Source organism: Microvirga sp., assembly GCF_014699075.1.
Classification (GTDB): Bacteria; Pseudomonadota; Alphaproteobacteria; order Rhizobiales; family Beijerinckiaceae; genus Microvirga.
Window position 1 is genome coordinate 154,849 of sequence record NZ_JACXAB010000004.1, and the last position, 24,524, is coordinate 179,372.

19 protein-coding genes and 2 pseudogenes are annotated in these 24,524 nt (G+C 59.0%); 13 read left to right on the forward strand and 8 right to left on the reverse strand.

The window, feature by feature from the left end:
- Positions 1-58: 58 nt before the first annotated feature.
- On the reverse strand, positions 59-313 hold the full coding sequence (locus tag IC232_RS08315) for a hypothetical protein (RefSeq protein ID WP_190844463.1): 255 nt from the start codon (positions 311-313) through the stop codon (positions 59-61).
- A 201-nt stretch (positions 314-514) separates the two neighbouring features.
- A complete protein-coding gene (locus tag IC232_RS08320) occupies positions 515-841 on the reverse strand; it encodes a hypothetical protein (protein ID WP_190844464.1) in 327 nt (108 codons plus the stop codon).
- Positions 842-852: 11 nt separating this feature from the next.
- Between IC232_RS08320 and IC232_RS08325 the strand changes: the two genes are divergently transcribed.
- Genes IC232_RS08325 through IC232_RS08335 form a run of 3 tightly spaced genes read left to right on the forward strand, consistent with a single transcriptional unit; the run spans position 853 to position 1,646 of the window.
- Complete coding sequence (locus tag IC232_RS08325; protein ID WP_190844465.1) at positions 853-1,050, forward strand: hypothetical protein; 198 nt, start codon at positions 853-855, stop codon at positions 1,048-1,050.
- Positions 1,051-1,059: 9 nt separating this feature from the next.
- A complete protein-coding gene (locus tag IC232_RS08330) occupies positions 1,060-1,233 on the forward strand; it encodes a hypothetical protein (protein ID WP_190844466.1) in 174 nt (57 codons plus the stop codon).
- A 35-nt stretch (positions 1,234-1,268) separates the two neighbouring features.
- Positions 1,269-1,646 carry a hypothetical protein gene (locus IC232_RS08335; RefSeq protein ID WP_190844467.1) on the forward strand — a complete coding sequence of 126 codons (378 nt, stop codon included), beginning with the start codon at positions 1,269-1,271 and terminating at the stop codon, positions 1,644-1,646.
- A 1,175-nt stretch (positions 1,647-2,821) separates the two neighbouring features.
- Here IC232_RS08335 and IC232_RS08345 read toward each other — a convergent pair.
- A pseudogene (locus tag IC232_RS08345) lies at positions 2,822-3,836 on the reverse strand (transposase); the annotation flags it as partial.
- Between the two features lie 218 nt (positions 3,837-4,054).
- On the opposite strand from IC232_RS08345, the gene IC232_RS33070 reads away from it, so the two are divergent.
- Entirely contained in the window at positions 4,055-9,037 is a 4,983-nt protein-coding gene (locus IC232_RS33070) for a glycosyltransferase family 4 protein (protein WP_190844470.1), read from the forward strand.
- 35 nt (positions 9,038-9,072) lie between these two features.
- Here IC232_RS33070 and IC232_RS08355 read toward each other — a convergent pair.
- Both IC232_RS08355 and IC232_RS08360 read right to left on the reverse strand, forming a co-directional pair.
- Positions 9,073-9,386, reverse strand: a pseudogene (locus tag IC232_RS08355) (IS3 family transposase); the annotation flags it as partial.
- Positions 9,387-9,543: 157 nt separating this feature from the next.
- Complete coding sequence (locus tag IC232_RS08360; RefSeq protein WP_190844471.1) at positions 9,544-10,260, reverse strand: IS6 family transposase; 717 nt, start codon at positions 10,258-10,260, stop codon at positions 9,544-9,546.
- A 267-nt stretch (positions 10,261-10,527) separates the two neighbouring features.
- On the opposite strand from IC232_RS08360, the gene IC232_RS08365 reads away from it, so the two are divergent.
- Positions 10,528-10,836, forward strand: a complete 309-nt coding sequence (locus tag IC232_RS08365; RefSeq protein WP_190844472.1) for a hypothetical protein — start codon at positions 10,528-10,530, stop codon at positions 10,834-10,836.
- 358 nt (positions 10,837-11,194) lie between these two features.
- Here IC232_RS08365 and IC232_RS08370 read toward each other — a convergent pair whose 3' ends face one another.
- The 3 genes from IC232_RS08370 to IC232_RS08380 all read right to left on the reverse strand — a co-directional run bounded on the left by IC232_RS08370 (position 11,195) and on the right by IC232_RS08380 (position 15,109).
- The gene (locus tag IC232_RS08370) at positions 11,195-12,349 is read right to left on the reverse strand and encodes an epoxide hydrolase family protein (protein ID WP_281413367.1); all 1,155 of its coding nucleotides are present in this window, start codon (positions 12,347-12,349) and stop codon (positions 11,195-11,197) included.
- A gap of 280 nt (positions 12,350-12,629) precedes the next feature.
- Positions 12,630-13,718, reverse strand: a complete 1,089-nt coding sequence (locus IC232_RS08375; RefSeq protein WP_190844473.1) for an SDR family oxidoreductase — start codon at positions 13,716-13,718, stop codon at positions 12,630-12,632.
- Positions 13,715-15,109: a PLP-dependent aminotransferase family protein gene (locus IC232_RS08380; RefSeq protein WP_312895128.1), complete on the reverse strand. Its 1,395-nt coding sequence runs from the start codon at positions 15,107-15,109 to the stop codon at positions 13,715-13,717. Before IC232_RS08380 ends, IC232_RS08375 begins: the two co-directional genes overlap by 4 nt.
- A gap of 128 nt (positions 15,110-15,237) precedes the next feature.
- Here IC232_RS08380 and IC232_RS08385 point away from each other — a divergent pair, with 128 nt between their 5' ends.
- The 8 genes from IC232_RS08385 (at position 15,238) to IC232_RS08420 (ending at position 24,522) form a co-directional block, all read left to right on the forward strand.
- A complete protein-coding gene (locus tag IC232_RS08385) occupies positions 15,238-16,734 on the forward strand; it encodes an extracellular solute-binding protein (RefSeq protein WP_190844475.1) in 1,497 nt (498 codons plus the stop codon).
- A gap of 98 nt (positions 16,735-16,832) precedes the next feature.
- The gene (locus IC232_RS08390; protein WP_190844476.1) at positions 16,833-17,822 is read left to right on the forward strand and encodes a carbohydrate ABC transporter permease; all 990 of its coding nucleotides are present in this window, start codon (positions 16,833-16,835) and stop codon (positions 17,820-17,822) included.
- Positions 17,819-18,682, forward strand: coding sequence for a carbohydrate ABC transporter permease (locus IC232_RS08395; RefSeq protein WP_190844477.1), 864 nt, complete (start codon positions 17,819-17,821; stop codon positions 18,680-18,682). Before IC232_RS08390 ends, IC232_RS08395 begins: the two co-directional genes overlap by 4 nt.
- 12 nt (positions 18,683-18,694) lie before the next feature.
- Entirely contained in the window at positions 18,695-19,852 is a 1,158-nt protein-coding gene (locus IC232_RS08400) for an ABC transporter ATP-binding protein (RefSeq protein ID WP_190844478.1), read from the forward strand.
- An 8-nt stretch (positions 19,853-19,860) separates the two neighbouring features.
- A complete protein-coding gene (locus IC232_RS08405; RefSeq protein ID WP_190844479.1) occupies positions 19,861-21,390 on the forward strand; it encodes an FGGY-family carbohydrate kinase in 1,530 nt (509 codons plus the stop codon).
- Positions 21,387-22,943: an FGGY-family carbohydrate kinase gene (locus tag IC232_RS08410; protein ID WP_190844480.1), complete on the forward strand. Its 1,557-nt coding sequence runs from the start codon at positions 21,387-21,389 to the stop codon at positions 22,941-22,943. Before IC232_RS08405 ends, IC232_RS08410 begins: the two co-directional genes overlap by 4 nt.
- Positions 22,940-23,617, forward strand: coding sequence for an HAD family hydrolase (locus tag IC232_RS08415; protein ID WP_190844481.1), 678 nt, complete (start codon positions 22,940-22,942; stop codon positions 23,615-23,617). The genes IC232_RS08410 and IC232_RS08415 overlap by 4 nt, the downstream gene beginning before the upstream one ends.
- Positions 23,614-24,522 (forward strand): SMP-30/gluconolactonase/LRE family protein, encoded by a 909-nt coding sequence (locus IC232_RS08420; protein WP_190844482.1) that lies wholly within the window; start codon positions 23,614-23,616, stop codon positions 24,520-24,522. The genes IC232_RS08415 and IC232_RS08420 overlap by 4 nt, the downstream gene beginning before the upstream one ends.
- The last annotated feature ends 2 nt before the right edge of the window (positions 24,523-24,524 follow it).

Genomic DNA, 24,524 nt, shown 5'->3' on the forward strand with positions numbered 1-24,524 from the left:
GATGTCGCTCAAGCCAAGTTCTTCATAAGCGATAGTGTCATTCGGTCTGCGACAGCCATTACTCCAGCCCAGGATTCTTCCAGGGAACGTAAGAAACATAGTTGAAGGTGAAAATTAGCAGCGACAGTGACCTCTGCGCAGCAATGCGCAGTTCCTCAGGTTCGTTCGTCGGACTGTCGTACGTGAGCAGGCAACTCAATCCCGCCTGATCTGCCTTGGTGTCAGCCCACATCAACTCGATGTTGATCGAGCCGGATGCGCCGCTGCCGGTCGGCGTCAGCTCGCTCTCGGTCGGTCTTGATCTGCTCCGCATGGCGCTGTGTGGCTATTTCAGCCTGACGGGTAGAGTTCCTTGCCTGCCTCAGGGCAGCCCAAGCCAAGATGCTCGCTCCGATGAACGTTGGCAAAGGAGCAATATCCGGGCGGATCGTTTTGTATGTATCCCAAACCCAGAGCCAGAACTCGCTACTCAAGAGCGATGCGGTTATCGAAGCCTCCTCACCAGTCTGCCAGTCTAGGTCAGGTGAAGGTGTACCTTGCGAGAATAGTGAAGTAACTGCGCCGAGGCGCAAGTCCCCGTCGGAGCCAGTTTTACTGAACCGGAATGGTCGCCAATGGTTGAATTGTTTTGAGTAATTTTTACAACTGAAAGAGGCGCGGAACAAAAACACTCAAAGAAATATGCTAATACAGCGAACATAGAACTCACAGGTAAATGTATTAATTGCTTGCCAATATCCTGAACTATCGGTGTATCCTTATGATCCTTCACAAGCGTCAAAACACCAAACAGCACGGCTGTATTCATGAGCAAAAGATACACTGCCGATTGCATCGCCATTTGAGCATGCTGTGCCCTGGGGCAACTGGCTCGCGGGGCCGGCCAGCGAGCACCCGAAGGAGATCGCCATCGCCGTGAAGGTCGCCCTTTGCCGGAAGGTGCTCTACTCTCTGCCGCTCTCGCTCTTTGCTGTGCTGCAGACCCTACGGCTGGAGCAACTCCTGGAGCGTGGCAGCGAGGATGGCTTCAACGTGGTGGCTGGCGCGTAACGGGATAAGGTGCTGAGCATCGAGCTCGCCAATCAGGTGATCGCCGAGGTTCTGCAGTATGCGGTCGACAACGCTCCGGCGCTGGTGCGCTGGGCAGGCGGTGCCGAGAAGCTCAAGAAGATCATCGCGCGTCTCACCATCGAGCCGGAGGCTTCGGCCTTCAATTTCGGTAGCGTCGCCTAAGCGGCTTCAATGGCAATCAACTAGCGGGGGCAACGATGGCCGATCCCATCATCAATGATCCGTTACAGGCAATCGTCGGTGTGAAGGCATCGGTCGTCGTGGCTTCCCTTTTTGGGGGCGTCGTTTCAGCCATGCTTTCAAGCAGTTCCATCCTGCAGCGCACGGACACGACCGTGGACGGCTGCATCACATCCATTTACCTGACACCCTTCGCGATCGCCTATGTGGCGCCGCACTTCGCCACCGTGAGCACCCGCAGCTCGAGCACGCATCCGCCTTCATGTGCGGGCTGCTCGGGATGTCGATCTCGAAAGGTCTTTGCAACATCGGACGGTACTTCCAGCGCCGACCGCTGGAAGTCATCGGGCGCGCCAAGGCGCAGGCTTGAGACCCCAATTTATAGACGATTGTAAGATTGATCAGCCTCGCGACAACGAGGCTGATCAATGGTGTTACGGCAAAATAGTCATTGGAATGCCGCGTCCTCGGCTTCATTCTGCATTGACGTCTGTTGATCACTCGATCGCAGGTACAGCCCTCTTTTCATAGAGTCCTGCGGGATGGATGAGACGAATGCGGACCGCCGTTCTAGGATGTCTTCTTGCAATTTTCGTTTCGGACGCTCAGGCACAAGACAGGCGGTGGACCTGTGTCGAAGTCAATTACACGGATGGCATCATTCGCGAGACTGTTAATATACCGGAGCGCGAGATTCAGAGGCTACCTCGTGAGAACCTTGGTAACAGTCTCTCCCGCATGTTCCGGCCGTTCAAGGCGACTTACACTCAGAAGAGCTCTGAGGGACGATGCCGGACACACTACCGTTCATTGAAGCTCCGTCCCTTGTTCATGACGGAAGAAGTGCTGGCCATGAATGACCAGCAAGTCGAAGCCGATCGTAAGCAGCAAGCGCTAGAAAGGGAGCGGCAGGCGCGAGAAAGGGATCGGAGGCGCGGCTACTCGCTGTCCACATGGCTTTACCAGTATGTGAACGATAACGACTGGTATTGGAAGGATTTCGGTGGGCCGATTGTTCAGAATCGAGTCTATCGGCTCAACCCGCCGCGTGCTGGCTTGGAGTTCTGTGGATACCGTTATGAGCCCGTGGAGCTAACCGGCGACGCATTGATATCAGTCTATAATATCGACAAATCAGGCGCGACTGTGCGCACTCACACTTACACGACCTTGGATAGTGGCGGCTCTACAGCTTCTGGGGGCATCCGCTATAGGTGGGTTGAACGTCTTAGGCCAGGGGTCCTCGTAAACTGCGAAAGCAACGGGTTTTCCATGAAACCTTTCACCCGAAGGAATGGCGACCCCAATCCGCCGTCCGGATACGACCCAGATAACAACTACGACCCATCTTGCTGGTGCTCACCAACGGGTGTGCGCTACTGCCGTGGACAACCATACGGAACTTGCGGGTGGCGGCGTCCCGGTCGCATCTCCACATTGTAGAACTTTGTTTCCAGGCTTGTTGATGTAGTGGATTGGCCGCCCAACCAAGACGGAGGCCGGCATCATCAACGGCCGAAGACTTAATCTGCTCCAGACAGCAACCTGTTTGTCCCCGCTATCAATGGGCGAAGATCAGGAGCTGATCGCGGGCGTGTCGGAACTTGCTCTGAAGGGCGCGGGCGAGGTCGAATAATGTCGGCGTGGCCAGGATGGCATCGAGACTGCGCTCCAGCGCCCGGCGCTTGCGGGCGAGGGTCGAGGCGGCGGGGGGCCCAATCCCGTCAGTCCGGGCGAAGGCCCGGTGCAGCCACAGCTTGAGACGCGAGGGCAGGACATCCGCGCTCGCCTCATCGACATCGGCGACGTTGCGGGCAAGATAAGCCAGGCAGGTCTGATGGGCGTCGGCATGGCCCTGTTGCGCGCTGTAGCGGTCGGAGCACCAGACCTCGGGCCGGTGCCCGTTCATTACACTCCGAACCACGATGGCGCCTTGGGTCGGCGAGGCGTGATGGACCACCGCCTCGGCGCAGCGAAAGACCAGTGAAGGCGTTGCTGCCCTCGATCCGCACGCCGGTCTCATCGCAGGCGACGACCCGGGCCTGGGGCAACGCCATGATGGCCCTGTCGCGCTCGCCCGCGAAGGTACGCTGCGCCCTGCGCAGCAGGTTCATCAGGCCACCCTGGCTGAGCGTCAGGTCGAAGAGATCGCCGAATGCGCTTTGCAGCCGTTCGTAGGACAGAGCCTGGAAGGTCTTGAGATAGGTAGCCACGGCATGGACGCGTGGTCCGAACGGCGTCCCCTTGGCGGCATCCGGCACAGGAGCGACGGCCCGCGTGCCGCAGGCGGGGCAGTGCACCGCCAGGCGCCGATGCTGGGTGATGCGGGGTACCACCCGCGGCAGGTCGATCTGCTCGTGGAGGCTGATCGTCTCCCCCGACAGGTCCGCCTTCAGAATAGCCGAAGAGCCCGAGCACCGGGCAGGACGGTGCTCGACCACCTCATCCGGCGTGGCGCTGATGATCCGGCTGTGGCCTTCATGCCCCGGCTTGGCACCGCCGAGCCTGGCCTGATCCCGACGCCCCTTGCGACCGGTCGAGGACGGCTTTGAGGACGGGCGCGAGATCTTGTGCGGACGCTGCATCCGCAGCACCACCTCGATCAGTTCTTCCTTCGTCAGGCGCTGCAAATCAGTGCGATCGCTTTATGGATTCAGGAATTGCGCCTCCTGACAAGAGCGTGGGTAATTACAAGCTGCTTACTGATTGCTGAGGCTTGTATATGGGAAGGCAGTCAGGGTCATAGAATTCTCCCTAGAATCCCGTCTAATATCTAGCAGTCTGCCCGAATAGAGAATCAAGAGTGACACAGAATAACGATTTCGACATCAAACGTTTTTGGGTGCGGGAGGGTGACCATCCTATAATCCGACACGGATATCTCGATAATCCAGAGAATGAAGTGGCTGCCTACTTTGGACAGGCTCCTAAAACACTGGATGACCTGTCGCAACTTCCCTGTTTGTTTCTCCTCGGCTTGCCAGGAATGGGAAAGACAGAGGAGCTGCGAAGGGCGGCTGAAAGAGCAACTGCTCGCAACGAGAACGCTCAGCTTATTGCTCTCGGCCGAATTCGAAGCGCAGAAGAATTAGCATCTGCAATTCTCTCGAGCCCCAATTATGCGGCTTGGAGAGGTAACGCTCAGCCCTGGAGCATATTCCTCGATGGCCTAGATGAGGCTCTAGCAAGGGAGAGCCAAATCCAAGATAGCCTTTTGGGCGCTCTCAAAGCTCTCCAAACTGAGGTGCCAGATTTACGGAACTTGCGGCTTAGAATTTCATGCCGCTCGGCGGAGTGGCCTAAGCAGCTAGAGATTCAATTGGGCCAAATTTGGAATGAGGAGACCGCAACTTATTTCCTTGCCCCGTTGAGAGAGGTCGACGTTGAGGAGGCTGCCAGAGTTCTGCTTCCCCAGAACGTAGACGAATTTCTGCAGCAGATCCGCCGATATGAGGTGCAGGCACTGGCGGCGCGTCCGATCACACTATTAATGCTTCTGAACATCTTTGTTCATGACGGTGAGCTCCCGCAGTTCCAAGCCCATTTGTACCGAAAGGGCTTGCTGGCAACGATTGAAGAGGCAAACAAGCTGCGCCGAACCAGTCTGCAAACTGGACGACTGGATAACCAATCAAAGCTGATGATAGCAGCTCGTATCGCTGCTTCGACTGTGTTCTCTGGCAGTACGCAGGTTTGGACGGGGCTGCAGGCCGAGATAGCTCCTCCGCGGGCAGTAGTCTTATCAGAGATTACCGGAGGATCTGAAATCGCGCTTGGTTCGCGGTTTCATGTTGGTGAGGCTGAGATATACGAAGTAATTCTAAGTCACATTTTTACACCAGTTGAAAATGACACGTATATTTGGACTCATCAAACATTCAGCGAGTTTCTCGCGGCTTATTATCTAGTTGAGCATGGTTTAACTGCCGAACAAATTGCACGATTCTTCTTTTCGGATCCTGCCGGCCCTGTGCCTCCTCAGCTGCGTGAGGTAGCTGCCTGGACAGCAACTCTTAGCCCCGACTTTTTTCGTCTGCTGTTAGACAAAGATCCAACGATCTTGCTCCGGAGCGATGTCGCAAGTGCTGGTCCAGCCGACCGCCTGAGGCTTGTTCAGGAACTTTTAGACAGACTTTGCCGCGGTGAGCTGTTGGACGAGGATACCGAGCATCCTCTTCGCTACGATCGACTTAACCATCCAGGATTGTCACAACAACTTGGCTCGGTTCTTGAGAATAGGGACAATCCAATCCTCGCACAAAGGATCGCGATACAAATTGCGATCGAAAATGCAGTGGTCGATCTGATTCCGCTTCTCGTGAGATTAGCGCTAGACCCAAAAGTAGAGATTTTTATCAGATCCCGCGCAGCCAGGGCCGTAGCTAGAATCGGTGCGCCTGAGGATGCAGTAGCTCTTCGCCCTATACTGGACCAAGAGCAATCCAACGATATAGAGGATGAACTAAAGGGCGCTGTGCTTGAGGCTTTGTGGCCAACCAGCATTAGCTTCAAGGAGCTTTTATCGCATATTACGCCCCGGAAAAAACAAAGCTTCTTCGGAAATTATTGGCGCTTTCTTTTTCAATTCGATCCTGGCGCTTTGAGTGAAAGGGATATCGGCTCGGTCATTGAGTGGCTTCTGCGGTATTCCACTAACGCTGATGCGATCGAGTACGAACGGGTCGCCCCAAAGCTACTTCTGGCTGCGTGGCGTTCTGCGGACACGAGCAAATCTATCGGACAGTTTGTGCAAATAATTGCAAAATGTTTCGATAGTCCTTACTCATTTTTTCGCCAAACGGATCTCAACGATTTCATTCGGGAGTACAGAAATGAAACCAACAAAGAGAAAAGGACGTTTCTAGTTCGGGCAATACTAGATTGTGCAATACGAGGCGATACCGAAGTCTCGAGTATCGAACTGATTGCTATGGTCCCCTGGCCCATTGTTTCTCAAGACGATCTGCCTTGGTTGATTGACGAGTTGAAAGCAGGCGATGGTGCCGTTCAGGGACTCCTTGCGCCGCTCATCGCCAAACTCACGCAAAACGGGGATCTGAATCCATTTGAGTACATCTGGGAAGCTGCAGTTTCATCTAGGGACCTGTCGTCTGCTCTCCGCAAAGCTCACAGTATCGATCTCGACAGCCCTATCGCAAGGTGGCGGCGAGACGAATATACGTCTGAACAAGAGGCCAAGCGCTCCGACAAAGAGGTGCCAAAGCTTGAGAGCCTGATCGAGCAGCTGCTGCAGAAGATAGAGACCGGAAAAGCGTTAGACTGGTGGCAGCTCGACTCCTTACTATTGCGATGGGAAGGTGATCGCCGGACGGTCCGTGATTATGTAGGACATTTGGGTAGCACCGCATCCTGGCACTCACTTCCTGATCATCAGAAGCTTCGGACTATCAAGACTGCTCAGCGATTTTTGCAGGAAGCGCTCATCAAGTCCCGGCCCTGGTTCGGGAGTGCAAACGAGATCTTTCGCCCTGCGCAGTCTGCCTATCGAGCGTTTCGCCTGCTCCGAGCTGAGGCGCCTGACATCTATGCTGAGCTTGAGCCACGAGTATGGAGTAAGTGGATTCCCGCATTGCTCAACTTCCGGTCAAATGACGGGGGCGAGGAGCACCATATTTGGCAGCAGATTATTCTCGATGCATACCAACACGCGCCAGATCGCGTTATCCTGGCTCTTAAACGCATTATTACGTCTGACCAGAGTGACAGTGTCATTCGACGCACTCTCGAAGCGGTCGACGAGTGCTATGACCAGCGTCTTGGTGACCTGTTGTGGAGTCGGATCTCTCTCGACAAGTCGACCGAATCTGAACTCGAGATCGTAAGCTTATTAGTTCGAAAAGGCTACGAGCCAGCCGTTCAAGCTTCGCTCAGTGTTCTTGATCAGGAAACTGAAACAACGGAGGCAAGCCAGAAGGCTCGGGTTGGCGGCTTAGCGAATCTTCTAACGTCCGATCCTCAGCGTGTAATCCCGCAACTGCTGGAACGAAGGGACACGCACTCGGAAACTGTCCGAGCTGTTTGGGCTAGATATGCAAGCCTAGGTTGTGACGATCACGCAGCGTTACTCAATATTGAAGAAAGCGATCTGGGTCGGGTTTACAAGTATCTGGACGAATCATTTCCAATGCCAGAGCGTGACGAGGAGTCTCTCGTTCATAGTTACACAATTTCTGATGAGATCGACGATATCAGAAATGCCATCATCAAGCGGTTGACTGAAGCTGGCACACTAGCTGCCGTCCGAACTCTCGAGCAAATTGCTAGTAATATACCGAAACTTGGTGGTCTACGGTGGAGTGCACATCTTGCCCGTAGGAACCTTAGCGAGAAGCAGTGGCAGGCTCGCACGCCAGCTGAAATAATACAGATGGTTTCCGCAGTCGGCGTAAACCCAGGACTGAGGAGCGAGATTCAGACAACTCGTGCCGCTGTCGCGGAGGCTGAAGCACCAATCCTTCAGTCAAGAGGTCAGGACGGTGACGCTAACGAGACCGAACTCTCGGTAGATCTTTCAATACAGGTGTCTGACCCGACTAACTTGCCTCCTCTTAAGTTGCTTTTCGTTGGCACAGAGTGGAGATCGGGCCACGGCGGGATCTCAACACTCAATCGGGAACTTTGCAATGCTCTTGCCCAGCTTGGGCATCAAGTCTTCTGCTTACTGGTTTCATGTTCCGATGCCGACATCAAAGATGCGAAGAAGATGGGTGTCACGCTCATTACGGCACCAGACGATCCAATAGGAAGTGATACTGAGCGCTTACTCCTCGTGACGAAGTCCGCTCTTGGGGATCTTGAGCCTGACGCTGTAGTCGGGCACGACAATAAGACCGGCTTCGCCGGTCGTCATATTGCAAGTCGTGTCTTAGATGAGGTTCCCTACATTCACTTTCTTCACACACTTCCCGAAGAGATAGAGCCCTTCAAGACCCGAGTAGACCGGGGGGTTTTTGGCGGGGCTGATAGGGCAAAAATGCAGGATTGGCTCTGTCAAAGATCCGAGCTAGTCGTCGCTGTGGGGCCTCGTATTGAGCGAGTGGCAGGGATGCGTCTTGCTCTCACTGGTAAAACCGTTGCTCGTTTTGTTCCAGGATTGAGCACCCGCCTTGTAGATTTCAACCACGATCTTAGCAGGCCGCGCATCAATCAGTGCCTGCTGTTCGGACGCTTGGAAGATTACAAGCTGAAAGGTGTTGGCATGGCCTGCGAGATCATCCGCAAGGCCAATGATAGTTGGCGCGGTGCTGCGGCTAACCGCCCATCCTTGATACTACGAGGCCTGGATCGATCCACTAGAGCTGAGGAAGTCCGGGCGATCGCGGAGTCAGCTGGTATAGAAAGACATGTGACTTACAGACCCTATACGGATAATGCTGATGATATTGAGCAAGATATCACTCAGACCTCTGTAGTACTAATGCCGTCAGAGTTCGAGGCATTTGGCTTAGCAGCTCTGGAAGCAATCTCAGCAGGCGTGCCAGTGATACTTACTGCAACAAGCGGACTTGCCGAATTGCTTGTCGAGTATGAGGGCTTGATTGGGCGATCCGCACTTGAAGCTATCACCGCAGAAGTTGGCGATGCTGATGGACCCCAATGTTCGGAATGGGCGGAGCGTGTTTCAATCATCTTCTCAGATTTAAATGCAGCGTTTGCGCGTGCTCATCAAATACGTGAGCGCTTGAAATCAGTAATGACCTGGGACGCTTCCGCCAGAAAACTGGCGCAGGACATATCCCAAGTAGTCCAAGGTAGCAAAGACTAGCGTTTAAAAAGATCAGCTTGAGCATTGTAGGGCAGGGTGATGCGCCGATAGCCGTTGCGGCCAAACCGGGTTGCGAGGGCAATGAGGTCGGCCGTCAGCGCTACCTCACTCTCTGGCAGTTTGGGGATCTTGCGCTGTGGGGAACGATGCTGGCCCAGGATCCGGCAGGCCAGCCATTCCGAGACACCATACTTGGTGATCACGTGATCCACACAGGCGCGTCGGCGGGCGAGGCTCAGTAGTTTCGCGAAGCGGCCTCCTTAAGGATCAGCTTCTCCAAGGTGAGGTCCGAGACGCCTCGGCGCAGCCGGGCGTTCCCCATCTCCAGATCTTTGAGCCGCTTGTCTTGCGGGGAAGTGATCTTTGAGCCGAAGACCGCGCTTGAATATGCAGCTGTCCACGAACTCTGCGACCTCCGACACCGCACCCTTGACCGTTCATTCTGGAGTTTGGGTTCTGTTGCACGCCGCGAGGTAGGTTGATCGGAAGCCAAATGATGCCTCAAATCAGGCGGCAGCGCTGAACAGAGCAGCGATGAAGTCGCTCTGGGCCCTCATGTCGTTCGCTGGTACGCTCGCCACTTGACCCTTGCGGACCATTGCCATGATCTCGTAGCCCGCAATTGTTCGGGAGGCCGTCATGAAGCTCTTGAAGCCCAGCCCAGGCCGAACCAGCCGCTTGATGCGCCGGTGATCCTGCTCGACGATGTTGTTCAGAAATTTCACCTGGCGGAGTTTGGCAAACCGCCAGAGTTCGCCGGTACGTTTCATAGCCTTCGTGGCAACTGGATAGGCGGCGTTCTTATCGACCGTGATGGACCGCGGATTGACCGTATGTGGCTGCCCTAAAGCCTTCCGGAAGAACCGTCGGGCGGCAGCTGCATCCCGCTTGGGCGAGAGCAGAAAGTCAATCGTCTGGCCGAAAGCATCGACGGCACGGTACAGATAGACCCATTTGCCTTTCACCTGGATGTATGTCTCGTCGACCCTCCAGGATCCATTTGTCATCCGGAGATGCAGACGGATGCGCTTGTCCAGCTCGGGTGCATAAGCCTGGATCCAACGAAAGAGGGTCGTGTGATCCACCGTGATGCCACGATCGGCGAGCATGCGCTCCAGATCGCGGTAGCTGATGGGGAACTGCAGATACCAGCGGACCGCCCACAGAATGATCTCCGCCGTGAATTGTCGACCCTTGAACGGGTTCTTGCTTCCTTGCTTCACTGCCAGCCCCTCTTTACGCCCTCACTTCATAGCTGGGGTAGGCGAAGCCTCAAAGCTGCAACAGAACCGCTTCTCCTTCGAGCTCTCGAGGCGAGAAAACCCGAGGGCGCTCAGGCAGCTGCCGCAACGGTATTTGCGACAATCCAGGCAGCCGTCGTTTCGAATTCGGCTCTCGAGGCGCGCTCAATGGGTATTCTGAGGCAAAGCGATGAGATCGTGATGCATCGTCGGTAGCTTTTGCCAGCAGCGAGGGAGCGAGCTTTGTTGATGATTGAGGGCTACAAGCCGCCTGAGCCCGCGCTTCTTCGCGTTGAAGGATCACCTGGTCAGCTCGACCTCTTAGCTCCGGTGACAGCGGCGGCTCAGGCCGGTCGCATCACCAAGGTAGATGAGGCAATCGCAGCTATGCTGGCCTCAGTCCTGACAGGAGCTCCCAAGAACGAACAGGCCGGGTTTGTGACGGAGTCCGACATGATGGAGCTTGAGCGGGATGCATTGCTCAAATTGGCTGCGCTGCCGACAACACGTGCCCGAATGGAGCACATGCTGAAGGTCGGAAAGCCCTTGAGAAACTGACGACGCAAGCTTTGTCAGTTGACACTCGCCGCATCTGAGCATGCAGCTTGAGCCTACGTGGAGCAAACCCATGTCCGATCTGCGCGACTATCCGCTCACGCTCGACAAGCTCATCGACCGCCTGCCCGAGGCGGTCTGAGACGCGCCTCACATTCACGCTGCAATAGCCGGCGGCCGGGGAGTCATTGCTGCCGGAGGCAGGATCCTGAAGGCTACAAAATCAAGATTTTTGTAGAAAGAGAGATACCTTGAGTGATACCCATCCATCAAAGTTCTGACTTCAAGGACAGACTCGCGCCTATCTCTGCCACCAATCCTGCGGGTCAGAACTTCTTCACTTGGGTATGAGTCGTCTGCTTCAGCGTAATGTCCTGAACAGGGCGCGTACCTCGTGCGCCAGAGCGTCTGGCTGTTCCATGGCGGCGAAGTGACCGCCACGCTCCATCACGCTCCAGCGCTGAAGGTTCGTAAACGTTCGCTCGGCCAAAGAGCGCGGCGGCCTCAGCATCTCACGCGGGAACTCACAATAGCCAGTCGGGACCGTCACAGTCTCTCCTGCCGGGATCGGCCAAGGACCATGCATCCGAGCATAATAAGGCCAGAAGGACGAGCCGATCGCACCCGTGAACCAATAGAGGCTGATGTTCGCCAGCAGGTGATCCCGGGAGAAAACGGCCTCGATGTCTCCGCCGCAATCCGACCACGCCCGGAACTTCTCCACGATCCAGGCTGCCAACCCGGCGGGGGAGTCCGTCAGGGCAAAGGCCAGCGTCTGGGGCCGGGTGCCCTGGATCCACTGATAGCCGGTCTCCTCTTTGAGCCAGAGTTGAAGCTCATCCAGGAAGCGGCTCTCCTCAGGTGTGGGGTTTGACACCGTCTTCGGGTCCCGCCGGACCGGCATCATATTGAGATGAATGGCAGACAGGCGCTCCGGGTAGGCGTAGCCGAGCCGAGCAGTGACGAACGAGCCCCAGTCGCCTCCCTGAGCTCCAAAGCGGCGATAGCCCAGCACCTCGCTCATCAGCGCGGCAAAGCAGTCCGCGATGGCCTCAACCCCGAACCGCGGCTGATTGGGCGTGAAGGAGAGGCCGTAGCCGGGCAGAGAGGGGGCAATGACCGTGAATGCATCGGCGGGATCGCCTCCGAACCGCCCTGGATCGGTGAGCCGTGGGATCAGCTCGAGAAACTCGAACACAGAGCCCGGCCATCCATGAGAGAGGAGGAGGGGGTGGGGATCAGGCCCCTTTCCCGGCACATGAAGGAAGTGCAGATCGATGCCATGGAGCTGGACCTTGTACTGCGGGAAGGCATTGAGCCTTGCCTCCTGGGCGCGCCAGTCGAAGCGATCACGCCAATACTCGACGAGGGTGCTCAGGTAGGCGACATCAGTGCCGTACGCCCACGGCTCGCCCGGTGCTTGGTCAGGAAGTCGCGAGCGTAACAAGCGCTCCCGCAGATCAATTATGGCTGCATCCGGGACTTGCAATTTGAAAGGCTGTGGCTGGATGTTCATTGCCGTCAAATACCTCCATTAAAGCAGAGACTCATGGCCTGATCCGATTCGTACGGAGCCGTTCCCAAGTGGCAGCATAGACGCATGCGCTGGGCCGCTACACGAGCAGGAGAGTGATCCTCGCCCAAGCGGGATAGATTGAATCGGCTCTGGCCCGCCATAAATCGATTGCCGAGTATGATGCTAATGCTGGGTGGTCTTGGCGGCAGCTTTGAAGCCAAACCTGGGAATCCGATGCAGATGGTCGATAGCCCTGGGATGACCGCCGCCGCATTACCGGTCAACACGGGAGGATCTTAGCCTCTTGTAGCCGCGTGAAGATGGCATCGAACATCTCTTCGGTGTCCATGCAGTCATGGAAGCCGTGCTTCCGTGCCTTGATCGTTGAGACAAGCGAATGGTGCGCATAGTTGCGACCATGTCGCAGCAAATAATCCATGAACTGCCACGATGAGACGATCTCCCCATAACTATACGGAACTAGGCTGTACTTCTGGACAATGCGATCCCAAACGGGTGCCTTGTCTAGCATCACCTCGGCCAGCGAAAATGGATGGGCGAGACCCGGCTCAACACCGAAGCGCTTCGCAAAGCGTGGCCAGAGATTAGGCCAGGAGAAGCAATCTCCATTGGCGATATTGTAGATCTCGCCCGCGCAGAGCGGCTCCTGTCCGGCCCACAGGATGGCTCGCGCCAAGAGGTTAGCATCGACGGCCTCCTGAAAGCATGGGGCGCCACCGGGAAACCGCATAGGCTGCCCCAGTTCCCGGCAAATGGATGCATAAACCCCGATAGCTGTAACGGCATTCATAGGATTACCGAGCGCGAAGCCGCAGACGATCTGCGGCCTAAGTACGGTGAAGGCCCATCCCTCCCGACCGCTTCTCTCCCGAACTAGATCCTCCTGGTCGTAGTAGAAGTTGGATGCAATGAAGCGCGGATCGCTCTCTTTGGCGGGCATCTTGTAGGGCCCATGATGAACGCCATAGGCCTTCGTGCCCTGCATCAGGGTGAGATGTGAAAAGCCCATGCTCAAATCGGAGAGCGCTGTGAGCAAATTGCTCAGCATCAGTACATTGGACCGGATCTGCTCTTGCGCGTTCCAGCCTTTCACCAGGCTCTGCTCTTCATGAAGCGCGGCATAGACCACGTGCGATATTTTGCCTTGTTGGGCAAGTTGCTCCCGCAGTCCGACGAGATCCTTGAGATTAGCGCTGATCCAGCGAGCGCTCGTCTCAAAGTCAGGCTTTCGACGCGACAGACCTATGACGGACCAGCCCGGCGTCTGAGTAAAGAGGTCGAGAGCGGCGCGCCCGACTACGCCCAGTGCACCGACGATCAGAACGACTCGGTCCCGCCCCTCCGTCATGCAGTATCTCCATGGATGCGAGGTTGGGTATTCAGGAGGCGCTCCAGGCGCTCACAGGCGGTCTCTAAAAGGTCCATGGAAGGCGGCGAGGCGATGACCAACCGTACCGCATGCGGCACCGAACGGCGGCCGACCACGAAGCTGTGCGATGGCGCGATGGTGACCCCGTGAGCGGCGGCTGCCGCGACGAATTCCTCCGCCCGCCAAGGCTCTGGCAGGGTGAGCCAGACATGGGAGGAGGTTGGGATGGCGCGAGCTTGCCCGAGTACCGGAAACGTAGCGATGAGCGATACTCGGCGCAGCATCTCCGCCTGCTGCCAACGGATCATCTCGTCGATCCGGCCTTCTGTAATCCAGCGGGAGCCTAGCTCGGCCATGATTAGGGTTGCGGCGCCTGTTGACATGCCGACCCCCGATTGCGTCTGAGCGACCTTGTCGGGGGGCGACACGAGACAGCCAATCTTCATCCCTGGGCCAGCGATACGGCCGAGACTGGAGATGAAGTGCGTACGCTCGGGAGCTAAGGCGAAAATCGGAGGGTCGACATCCGCCATGATCGTCCCGTAAACATCGCTTTCGATTACAGGCAGATCATAACGGCGGGCGATTTCCGCGATCGCTTGGCGTCGCTCAAGGCGCAAGGTGATGTTGGTGGGATTTTGGCTGCGCGTGGTGCAGTAGATGGCCGCGATGGTCTGCGTTCTGCAGATTTGATCGAGCGCCTCAGGCAAAAGACCGTGCTGATCGACCGGAATGCCGACAAGTTGCCTGTCGAGGTGGCTGACGACCATCTTCATCCGTGGGTCGGTGAACTCCTCGGTTGCAATGACCTCACCGGGATGAGTGATCGTCGAGATTGCGGACATCATAGCGTGCTGGCCGCCATTGGTGAGGACGATCTGGTCCGGTGTCGCGAACACCCCGAAGCGCTTCAGCCAATGAGCGAAGGCCTCCCGATGCTCGAAGCGTCCGGCCGCGGGTGCGCTGCCGAGGATCTGGTCGGGCCGATGCTCCGCAGCCATAGCCTTCAAGGTATCGCCAAAGACATCGTCCAGCGGGGGTACGGGCACCCGATAAACCGCCATGTCGATGGGTTCTGACAATTGTAGCGCGTTCTGGGTACGTGCCGTCCTCATGTCCGCAATGAAGGTGCCGCGGCCCACGTGGCTGATCACGAAGCCTTGGGTCTCCAACTCCGCGTAAGCGCGGCCTACAGTGCCGACCGCAACCCCGAGGTGATGGGCAAGATCGCGTTGAGGCGGCAGCTTCTCCCCAGGGGCAAGCTTGCGGCGCGCGATGCCATCGATCACAGCGCTGACGATAGACTGCCTACGGGCTTTTGTTCCTGATTGTATCAGTTGTTCGATCATATCTTTGCTACAATTTTCCATATTGTCATAAAACAATCTGCGAGTTAGCGTCTACAAAAATAAAACAATCTGTCGCAAGTGAATATAATAACACTCAGCGATGCGGGTTAAAACAAGCGGACGCTTGGTCCGCACCAGGGAGAAGAAACATGGTACGGCTGCCCAAACGCCCGAAAACCGAGGAATTCGCTCTCGATCAGCTTGCAAGCATGGATACGGCGGGTCTCATCTCTCGCCGCGAATTGTTAAGACGAAGCTCAATCTTCGGCGCGGCCGCCACGCTGGCTACATTCAGCGGTGTGCTTGGCGCCGCCGCTCAGTCCGGCGGAGGCAAGGTGACGGTGGGCGTGGACAGCGGCGCCTTCACGCCGATCCTCAAGACCTTCACGCCCGAGTTCAAGCAAGCGACGGGCATCGATGTCGAGTTCGTGTCCTATCCGCTTGGCAACATGTACGACCAGAACCTGCTTGCGTTGAGGCAGGGAACAGCACGGTTTGATGCGTTCGACTTCTGGCCCAACTTCGTCGGCGATTTCGGTCCGTTCCTCACGCCGCTGGAAGAGGTTGGCACCCTGCAGGAACTCAACTTCAGCGATATCGCGAAGCCGTTCCAGCAGCTCAACATCTATGAGGGCAAGATCGTCGGCGTCATGATCGATGGCGACATGTTTATCAACACCTATCGGTCTGACCTCTTCGAGAGCGCAGAGGAGCAGGCGGCTTTCCGGCAGAAATACGGCTACGACCTCGCGCCCGCAAAGAACTACAAGGAATATCGGGATACTGCTGAGTTCTTCACCCGCCCTGACAAGAGCCTCTATGGCGCCGTAGAGGTCACGAGCTTCTTCGTCTACGCGTTCTTCATCAACCAACTCGTCCAGGCGGGAGCCGAGAAGGGCGAGCGTTACGGTGAGCTCTTCGATGAGCAGATGAGGCCCAAGCTCGTCAATGATACTGCTATCGAGGCCTTGCGCCGCTACAAGGAAATGACGAATTTCATGCCGGCGGATCTGGCCAAGGCCATGCCGTGGGATGTGGGCCGGCAGGTGTTCTTCGAGGGCCGCATCGCGCAGGCCAATTGGTGGACCGACATGCCGAAGGGCGCGGCGGATCCGTCTGTCTCCAAGGTGGCGGGCAAGATCAAATGCGCGCGCAACTGGGGACCGGTGACCATTCTGCCCTATGGGCGCGCCATGGGCATCGCCAAGAATTCCAAGAACAAGCGCGGGGCGTTCCAGGCTATCGCTTGGCTGCAGCAATCGGCTAATGCGAACCGGTGGGTTGCGGAAACTTTCTCGCAGTCCCTCATGGATCCGTGGCGGACCAGCATGTTCGACAATCCGAAGAGCACCTTCCCGCTGCAGGCGGAGTCCGGTTTCGCCGAGAACTTCGCATCCGTCAGCAAGGAGCTTCTCGCAAACCCGAAAGCCTACCTGGATATTTCGATCCCGGGCACGAACCGTTACCTCGCGTCGATGATCCAGCATGTTCAGCGCGCCGTCACCGGGCAGGCTACGCCTGAAGAGGCCCTGAAGGCGATGACCTCCGAGTTCGAGGAAACGACGAAAACCTATAACCGGGACCGGCAGATCACGCATTACAACGAGTACCGCCAGCGCATGATCAAACAGGGCTACTGGTCCTGATGCCTAGACCTGGCGATGGCGGTTTCCCGCCATCGCCGATACGGCGGCTGAATTCCGCCCTCCCGTCATTGCAGATACGAGATTGATGAGGCGCAGGCATGAGCACATCGGCCGTGATCCCCAATGCCGTTCGGTCACCCCGGAGCGCATCCCAGAAAAGACAGCAGGCTCAGGAAAAACGCGCGACCTTGATCCTGTTGGCGCCGGCGCTCCTGTTCCTCTTCCTGCTCTCGATCTGGCCGGTGGCCTATCTGCTGTACGCCTCCTTCACGTCCTACCAGCTCGCCATTCCCATCCCGATCGAGTGGGTGGGTCTGGGCAATTTTGAGAGCATCGTGACGAACCCCAGATTCTGGTCGAGCCTTTCGATCACGCTGGTGTTCGCCCTTATGGCGGTGCCGCTGCAAATCCTTGTCGGTCTTGGGCTTGCGCTCCTCCTCAACGGGTACAGCCGCGGGCGCGAAATCTATACCTCGCTTTTCCTGATCCCCATGATGCTGGCTCCCATCGTGGTGGGTTTCTCCTGGAACCTGTTCCTGAATCCCATCTATGGACCGCTGAACTCCGTCCTACGCGGCGTCGGGATAAGTCCGCCGGCCTGGGCCTCATCCCCCGAATGGGCGCTTCCCACGCTGGTGCTGGTCGACATTTGGCAATGGACGCCGTTCGTGATGATCGTCCTGCTGGCTGGACTTCGCTCGATCCCGCCGCGCGTCTTCGAGGCCGCGAAGGTCGATGGATCGAACCGGATGCAGACCTTCATCCACATCGTGCTGCCCATGCTCGTGCCCTACATGACCGTGGCGTTCGTGCTGCGCTTCATCGACAGCTTCAAGGTGTTCGACATCATCTACATCCTCACCCGGGGCGGGCCAGGCACGAGTACGCAGAATCTTGCCTACTACACCTACGATCTCGGCTTCGGGCGCTTCGAGTTCGGCGCGGCGGGCGCGCTCAGCATCATTCAGCTGATCCTGCTCACGTTCGGAACCATGGCCATTCTGGCCCTCGTGAAGAGACGGGACAAGGCTCCCGCATCCGCCGCCCCGGCCGCTACGCACCGCCTTGCAGAAGGAAGCGCCGCATGAGCTCGGTCACCGCCTCTCGTCCTCCCGTCGATCGCGTTCCCCTCAGCGAGGTCCTTCGGGAAGTGCTCAAGCACGTGGTTATGGTGGCGCTGCTCCTGCTCTTTCTTTGCCCTCTGCTCTGGCTGCTGCTGACTGCCTTCAAGCCCTATGCGGAGCTGTTCAATTCGCCTCCGACCGTGCTGCCGGTCAACGGTACGCTCGCGAACTTCACGGAGGGCTGGGCCGTCGGCGGAGGAAAGGGCATCGGTGACAGCCTCATCGTCGCGTCTCTTTCCACCGCCATCTGCCTGGTTCTCGGGTTCCCGGCAGCCTATGCGCTGGCGCGCCGGTTTCCTCCGCATGGGCAGCTGAGCTTCACCATCCTTTCACTGCGGATGATGCCGCCGATCGTGCCCGTGATCGGCTTCTACCTCCTGTTTCAGGAACTGTCCCTGTTCGACACCTATACAGGCCTCGTCATCATCTACACCTTCATGAACCTGCCGCTGGTGATCTGGCTTCTGTCTGAGTTCATCCGCCAAATCCCCAAATCCTACGAGGAGGCCGCCCGCATCGACGGCGCGCCCTGGTACAGGTTGTTCTGGGATGTGCTCTTGCCGCTGAGCGCCCCAGGTGTGCTGACGGCAGGCATCCTGTCCATGATCTTTGCCTGGAACGAGTTCCTGTTCGCGCTGGTGCTCACGGGCGAGAACGTCATTACCCTGCCGAAGGCGCTGGCGAGCTTCTTCCTCTTCCAGCAGCCCAACTGGGGGCAGCTTGGGGCCATCGGCATCGCGGCCGTGGGGCCGCTCCTCATCATCTCCTATTACATGCAGCGGTCGCTGATCCGCAGCTTCTCCATCGAACTCGGCGGCCGATAAGGAACGACGATCATGGCATCGATCACTCTCGCCAACATCAACAAATGGTACGGCCAGGCGGTTCATGCCGTTCGGGACGTCAGCTTCACTATCGAGGATGGAGAGTTCTTCGGGCTTCTGGGGCCGTCCGGATCGGGCAAGACCTCCGTGCTCAGGATGCTTGCAGGCCTTGAAAGCGCGACCTCCGGCTCGATCCTGTTCGATGGCGTACCAGTGGAGGATAAGTCTCCGCAGGAGCGCAACATCGCCATGGTATTCGAACAGAATGCGCTCTACCCCCACATGACGGCGCGGCAGAACATTTCGTATCCGCTCAAGATCAGGGGCATGTCCAAAGCCGACATCGACGCGAAGGTCGCCGAGGTCGCTGGGATGCTCAACATCGCGCACCTCATCGACCGTCGCGCATCGCAGATGTCCGGCGGCCAGCAGCAGCGTGTTGCCATCGCGCGGGCTCTGGTCCGCAACCCCAATCTGCTGTGCCTCGACGAGCCCATTGCTCACCTGGACACCTTGCTCCGGGCCAGGCTCCGCGGCGAGCTCAAGCGCCTCCAGCGCTCGCTGGGCACCACCTCGGTCATCGTGACCCACGATCCCATCGAGGCCATGACCATGACGGATCGTCTGGCCGTGATGCGTGACGGCGTTCTGCAGCAGGTCGGCACGGCCGATGAGATCCACAGTCGTCCCGTCAGCGCATTCGTGGCGCAGTTTTTCGGCCTGCACTCCATCAATCTGATGTCGATCGAAGGCGTGGTGGAGCTCCCCCGCCTCATGGGACGGTTCGGCGGCGAGACGGCGAATCTTCCCACGGCCCTGCGGCCCAATGTCTCTTCGGATGCGAAGCTCCTCCTGGGGTGCCGCCCGAGCGGTCTTGACGTGCGCCGCGCCGGCGAGGCGAAGCCGTCGACCGACACGCTGCAGGTGCGGGGCAAGGTCTATGTGTCCGAGCAGCTCGGCGACTCCCTCCTGGTGACGGTGCAGATCGGGCCTGACACGGTTCAGGCCCTCATCCCGAACGACCGAAAGTTCGGACTCGACGAACCGGTCGATGTGCTGGCGGACGAGGCGGCGCTCTACGTGTTCGATCCTAAAACCCAGAGCACGGTGCGCTTCGCCCCAAGAACCATATCGCCCGGTCTCGGCAATCCACCGGCGGTTTATGCCTGAGGCATCCCATGAGCTTCGTCATCGGCATCGATAAAGGCACATCCCTCATCAAGGCCGTTGTGTTCGACATCACCGGGCGCGACTGCGGGTCGAGCCAGCGGCGTATGGAGGTCCTGCGCGCCCAGCCCGGCTGGCACGAGGAGGATCCCGAGCGTACGTGGCGGCTCTGCGTCGAAACGATCAGGGAGGCCATCGCGGCGGCGGGGATTTCCGGGTCCGACATCAAGGGCGTCGGCATCGCGGCTCACATGGGCGGAGCCTGGATTCTGGATAAGGGCGGAGAGGCCGTCCGCAACGCGGTCTGCTGGCCCGACGAGCGTGCCCAGGACGAGCAGATGGCCTTGGAGCGGGCAGGCCTTCTCGACAGGATCTTCGCCATCTCCGGCAACGGCCTTATGCCGGGCATCACCCTGATGGTGCTCGCCTGGTTGTCGCGTCACGAACCGAGCGTCCTAGACCGGGCTCATGTGGTTCTCTGCGCGAAGGACTACCTGCGCTACCGGCTGACCGGCGGGCTTGCGACGGACCCATCCGACGTATCCTTCGTGCCGGGCGACATCGACCGGCGGGAGCACTCGGCTGAACTCATGAGCCTGTGCGGCGCGGGCGACTGGATTGACCGGATGCCGCGCATCCTGGAATCCGGCGAAGTCGCCGGAGGCATCTCGGCCAGCGCCGCCGCGGAAACAGGCCTGAATGTGGGAACCCCGGTGGTTGCTGGGCTTGGTGACGCGTCTGCCAACGCCTTGGGCGTGGGGCGCATTCGCCCGGGTGAGGCGCTTACCGTCCTCGGCACGAGCTGCCTCAACTCGCTGATCCTGGCGAAGCCCGACCGCGACCCTCCGGGCCTTGGCTTCCTGTTCGCGATGCCGTGCGACCGCTACATCCGCATTCTGCCGAACACCTCCGGCACCATCACCATGGATTGGTTCCTGGAGCGTTTCGGCGGCCCGAAGAAGCCTGACGGCGCTTGGGACTTCTCCGCCATGGAGCAACTCGCCGGCTCCGTACCGAGAGGTGCGGGCGGGGTGCTTCTGCTTCCTTACGTGAACGGCAGCGGCGTGCTCGCGCCATTCTTTGATGCCCGCGCCCGGGGATCGTTCTTCGGCGTGGGGAGCCACACGACCCGCGACCATCTGCTCCGGGCAGTCTATGAGGCGCTGTGCTTCTCCACCCGCGACTGCTTCGAGTCGATGCCGGCAAGGCCCTCGTCCTTGACGCTCACGGGCGGTGGAAGTCGCAGCGCCTTCTGGGCGCAGATGTTCGCCGACATCTGTGGGCTTCCCATCGAGATATCAAGCGCCAAGGAGTCGGGCGCTCTCGGCGTCGCGCTCCTGGCCGGGGTGGCCACGGGCCTCTGGCCGAACCTCGAGGTCGCCATCGATCAAACGGTTCAGACCGTGGCCCGGTACGAGCCTGATCCACGGGCGCAGTCGGAATACGAAGGCTGGTTCTCGCTCTTTCGGGAGGCGCGGGATGTCTATCGAGGCTACTCGGGCCGCAGGGCTGATTTGACCTCAGGAGCGCTGACCGCATGAGCTACGTTCTGGGCATCGACAAAGGCACGACTGCCACCAAGGCAGTGGTCATCAACGCCGAAACCGGTCAGGCGCTCGGCACGGCGCGGCGGCAAACGCCCTCCTATCGTCCCAAGCCCGACTGGCATGAGGAGGATATGGAAGTCACGTTTGATGGAGTCGCGCTCGCCATTCGTGGAGCCATCGAAGCTTCCGGCGTCGATCCCGCAGAGATCGCGGCAGTCGGCGTGAGCGGGCACATGGGAGGATTGTGGGCGCTCGACTCCGCGGGGAAGCCGGTGGGGCGTGCCATTGCTTGGCCGGATGCGCGAGCCGCCTCCATGCTGGAAGGGTGGAATGAAGACGGGCGAACGAAGCGCCTTTACGAGATCTGCGGCAATGCGCCGATCCCGGGCCTTCCCCTGGTGCTCTTGTCCTACATCAGGCAGCACGAGCCGGAGCGCTATGCGCGCATCGCGACCGTTTTCTGCGCCAAAGACTACATCAACTACCGGCTCACGGGCGAGATCGCCATGGACGAGTCCGACCTATCGTTCTTCCCGTGCGACATTCGCGGGCGCAAGGTCTCGCCGGAACTGCTCGAGCTCGCCGGGGTGCCGAAAATCAGGGGCCGCCTGCCGCGCATTCTCGGCATCGGTAATATCGTCGGGCGCGTCATGAGGGAAGCTGCCGCGCAGACGGGCCTTGCCGAGGGCACGCCGGTGGTCACCGGGGCAGGAGACGCGGTGGCTGCCGCCATCGGCGTCGGGGCGCTGGAGGCGGGCCAGGCCGTCACCGTAATTGGTACCAGCTTCATGAACAACCTGACGGTCGACCGTCCGATGATGGAGCCCGAGAATGTCGGGTTTCTGTTTCTCATGCCTGAAGGGCGATGGCAGCGGCTGATGTCGAACACGGGCGGAGGCTCGCTTTGCCTGGATTGGATCATCTCTGCCTTCTGTCAGGCTGAACCGGGATCGGGCAATGGAAATGCGGATGCCATCTTCGAGCGCATCGAGCAGGATGCCCGCGCAGTGCCGCCGCTGGCGCACGGGCTTTTGATCCATCCTTATTTCAATACCTCGGGCATGTCGGCCCCCCGGCACGAGCCTGCTGCCCGCGGCTCGATCTTCGGACTCGACATGGCCACCCAGCCCATGACGATGGTGCGCGCGGTAATGGAAGGCGTCGCCCTCTCCATGGTGGAATGCTACGCGGCGCTTGATGCGCCGGTGAACGAAATCCGCATCACAGGCGGTGGAGCACGAAGCAAACTGTGGCGCGAGATCTGCGCGGCAGCCATGAATCGCGAACTGATGGTGCCCGAGGTCGAGGAAACCGGAGCCCTGGGGGTCGCCATGCTAGGTGCGACCGCGGTCGGCGTCCATGACAGCCTCACATCGGCCGCCGAGCGCATGGTGCGCATTGCCGAACAGGTCACGCCCGATCCCGGGCTCGCTGAGCGCTACCAGGCAGCTTACCCGCTTTTCCGTGATCTCGGACGGGACCTCACCCCTCTTTGGAAACACCGCGCCGCGCTTCTTCAGGCTCAAGAACAGCAGGATTCCCGATGAAAGAGATGTTGCACACACACGTCCTCTTCGATCTGGACGGCACCCTGGTCGACACCCGTGCCGCCGTAATGGAGTGCTATCGTCGCGTCTTCCGGGAATGCCTCGACGCGGGCTTTCCACCTGAATCGATCGATGCGCGCGAGCTTTTCGCCATGCGCCCGCGGGAGGTTTTCTCAGTGGTGGCTCCCGGCAGGGCGGAGGAGCTTTATCTGGCCTATCACAACACTTATCCGCTCTGCGTTAAGCAAATCAAGGTTTTCGCGGGCGTCGCCGAACTCATCGGAGGTCTTGCCTTGAGCGGGCGCAAGCCGAGCGTCGTCACCAACAAGGGGCTGGAACGCACCCTTATCGATCTCTCGGTCGCAGGCATCGAGCCGGAATGTTTCGCCGCCATCGTGACTGCGGAAGACACGGTGGAGCGCAAGCCCCATCCGGCGCCGATCCTGCTCGGGCTCAAGCGGGCCGGGGCTAAGCCTGAGGAGTCTGTCTATGTCGGCGATGGGCCCCAGGATGTTCTGGCGGCCCGCGCCTGCGGCATGGAGGCGATTGCGGTCAGCTACGGATTCTATGACCGGGAGGTTCTCGAGACCTACGATCCCGGCGCTCTCGCCGACAGCATCGAGGACTTGGGCCGCATCCTCGGGCTGCCGGTCGCACGGAAGGCCGCATCATGAGCGGCTTCACGGTTCTGGCGGAAGGGCTCGCTTTTCCTGAAGGCCCGGTCGTGATGCCCGGCGGCAGCCTTGTGGTCACGGAGATTGCGCGCGGCTGTCTGACGCTCATCGACAGCACAGGGAAGGTAACGCGTCTTGCCGACACCGGAGGCGGCCCGAACGGCGCGGCGCGCGGGCCCGACGGCTTTCTCTATGTCTGCAACAACGGCGGGTTCAGCTGGGACCAAAGCGCCGGCCTGAAGCCGGTGGGGCGGGCTGGGGACAATGCCGGCGGGCGCATTCAACGGGTGCATCCGGAAACCGGTAAGGTCGAGACCCTGTACGACCGTTGCGGGGACGTTGCCCTGTCGGCTCCCAACGACCTGGTTTTCGACGCCCATGGTGGATTCTATTTCACCGATCATGGCCACCGGCAGGAACGGCAACTGCAGTTCGGTGCGGTCTTCTATGCCAAAGCAGATGGCAGCGACATCGCCGAGGTGGCCTTTCCGCTCATCGGTCCCAATGGCATCGGCCTCTCGCCGGACGGGAGAACGCTCTACGTGGCGGAGACATCCTCCGGCCGCCTCTGGGGCTACGGGGTCTTGGAGCCGGGGCGCTTGAACCGGCCCGACTGGCCATCGCCGACGGGCGGCGATTTGGTAGCGGGACTGTCTGGATTCCACCGCTACGACTCCCTCGCCGTCGAGGCAGGCGGCAATATCGCCATCGCGACGCTCAGGTTTGGTGGCATCGATGTGGTGTCACCGTCGGGCGAGCTGGTGGAGCGGATCGACATGCCCGATCCCTACACCACCAACATCTGTTTCGGCGGGGAGGCTCACCGCACCGCCTACATCACCCTCTCGAGCACCGGCTGTCTCGTGTCAATGCCTTGGGCGCGGCAAGGCCTGCCGGTCTCTTAAGC

What these genes read in the sequence shown, in the direction of transcription:
- IC232_RS08315 (WP_190844463.1), bottom strand. Translation starts at nt 313, where the DNA reads ATGCGGAGCAGATCAAGACCGACCGAGAGCGAGCTGACGCCGACCGGC.
- IC232_RS08320 (WP_190844464.1), bottom strand. Translation starts at nt 841, where the DNA reads ATGGCGATGCAATCGGCAGTGTATCTTTTGCTCATGAATACAGCCGTG.
- IC232_RS08335 (WP_190844467.1), top strand. Translation starts at nt 1,269, where the DNA reads ATGGCCGATCCCATCATCAATGATCCGTTACAGGCAATCGTCGGTGTG.
- IC232_RS08365 (WP_190844472.1), top strand. Translation starts at nt 10,528, where the DNA reads ATGATTGAGGGCTACAAGCCGCCTGAGCCCGCGCTTCTTCGCGTTGAA.
- IC232_RS08370 (WP_281413367.1), bottom strand. Translation starts at nt 12,349, where the DNA reads ATGAACATCCAGCCACAGCCTTTCAAATTGCAAGTCCCGGATGCAGCC.
- IC232_RS08375 (WP_190844473.1), bottom strand. Translation starts at nt 13,718, where the DNA reads ATGACGGAGGGGCGGGACCGAGTCGTTCTGATCGTCGGTGCACTGGGC.
- IC232_RS08380 (WP_312895128.1), bottom strand. Translation starts at nt 15,109, where the DNA reads ATGGAAAATTGTAGCAAAGATATGATCGAACAACTGATACAATCAGGA.
- IC232_RS08385 (WP_190844475.1), top strand. Translation starts at nt 15,238, where the DNA reads ATGGTACGGCTGCCCAAACGCCCGAAAACCGAGGAATTCGCTCTCGAT.
- IC232_RS08390 (WP_190844476.1), top strand. Translation starts at nt 16,833, where the DNA reads ATGAGCACATCGGCCGTGATCCCCAATGCCGTTCGGTCACCCCGGAGC.
- IC232_RS08395 (WP_190844477.1), top strand. Translation starts at nt 17,819, where the DNA reads ATGAGCTCGGTCACCGCCTCTCGTCCTCCCGTCGATCGCGTTCCCCTC.
- IC232_RS08400 (WP_190844478.1), top strand. Translation starts at nt 18,695, where the DNA reads ATGGCATCGATCACTCTCGCCAACATCAACAAATGGTACGGCCAGGCG.
- IC232_RS08405 (WP_190844479.1), top strand. Translation starts at nt 19,861, where the DNA reads ATGAGCTTCGTCATCGGCATCGATAAAGGCACATCCCTCATCAAGGCC.
- IC232_RS08410 (WP_190844480.1), top strand. Translation starts at nt 21,387, where the DNA reads ATGAGCTACGTTCTGGGCATCGACAAAGGCACGACTGCCACCAAGGCA.
- IC232_RS08415 (WP_190844481.1), top strand. Translation starts at nt 22,940, where the DNA reads ATGAAAGAGATGTTGCACACACACGTCCTCTTCGATCTGGACGGCACC.
- IC232_RS08420 (WP_190844482.1), top strand. Translation starts at nt 23,614, where the DNA reads ATGAGCGGCTTCACGGTTCTGGCGGAAGGGCTCGCTTTTCCTGAAGGC.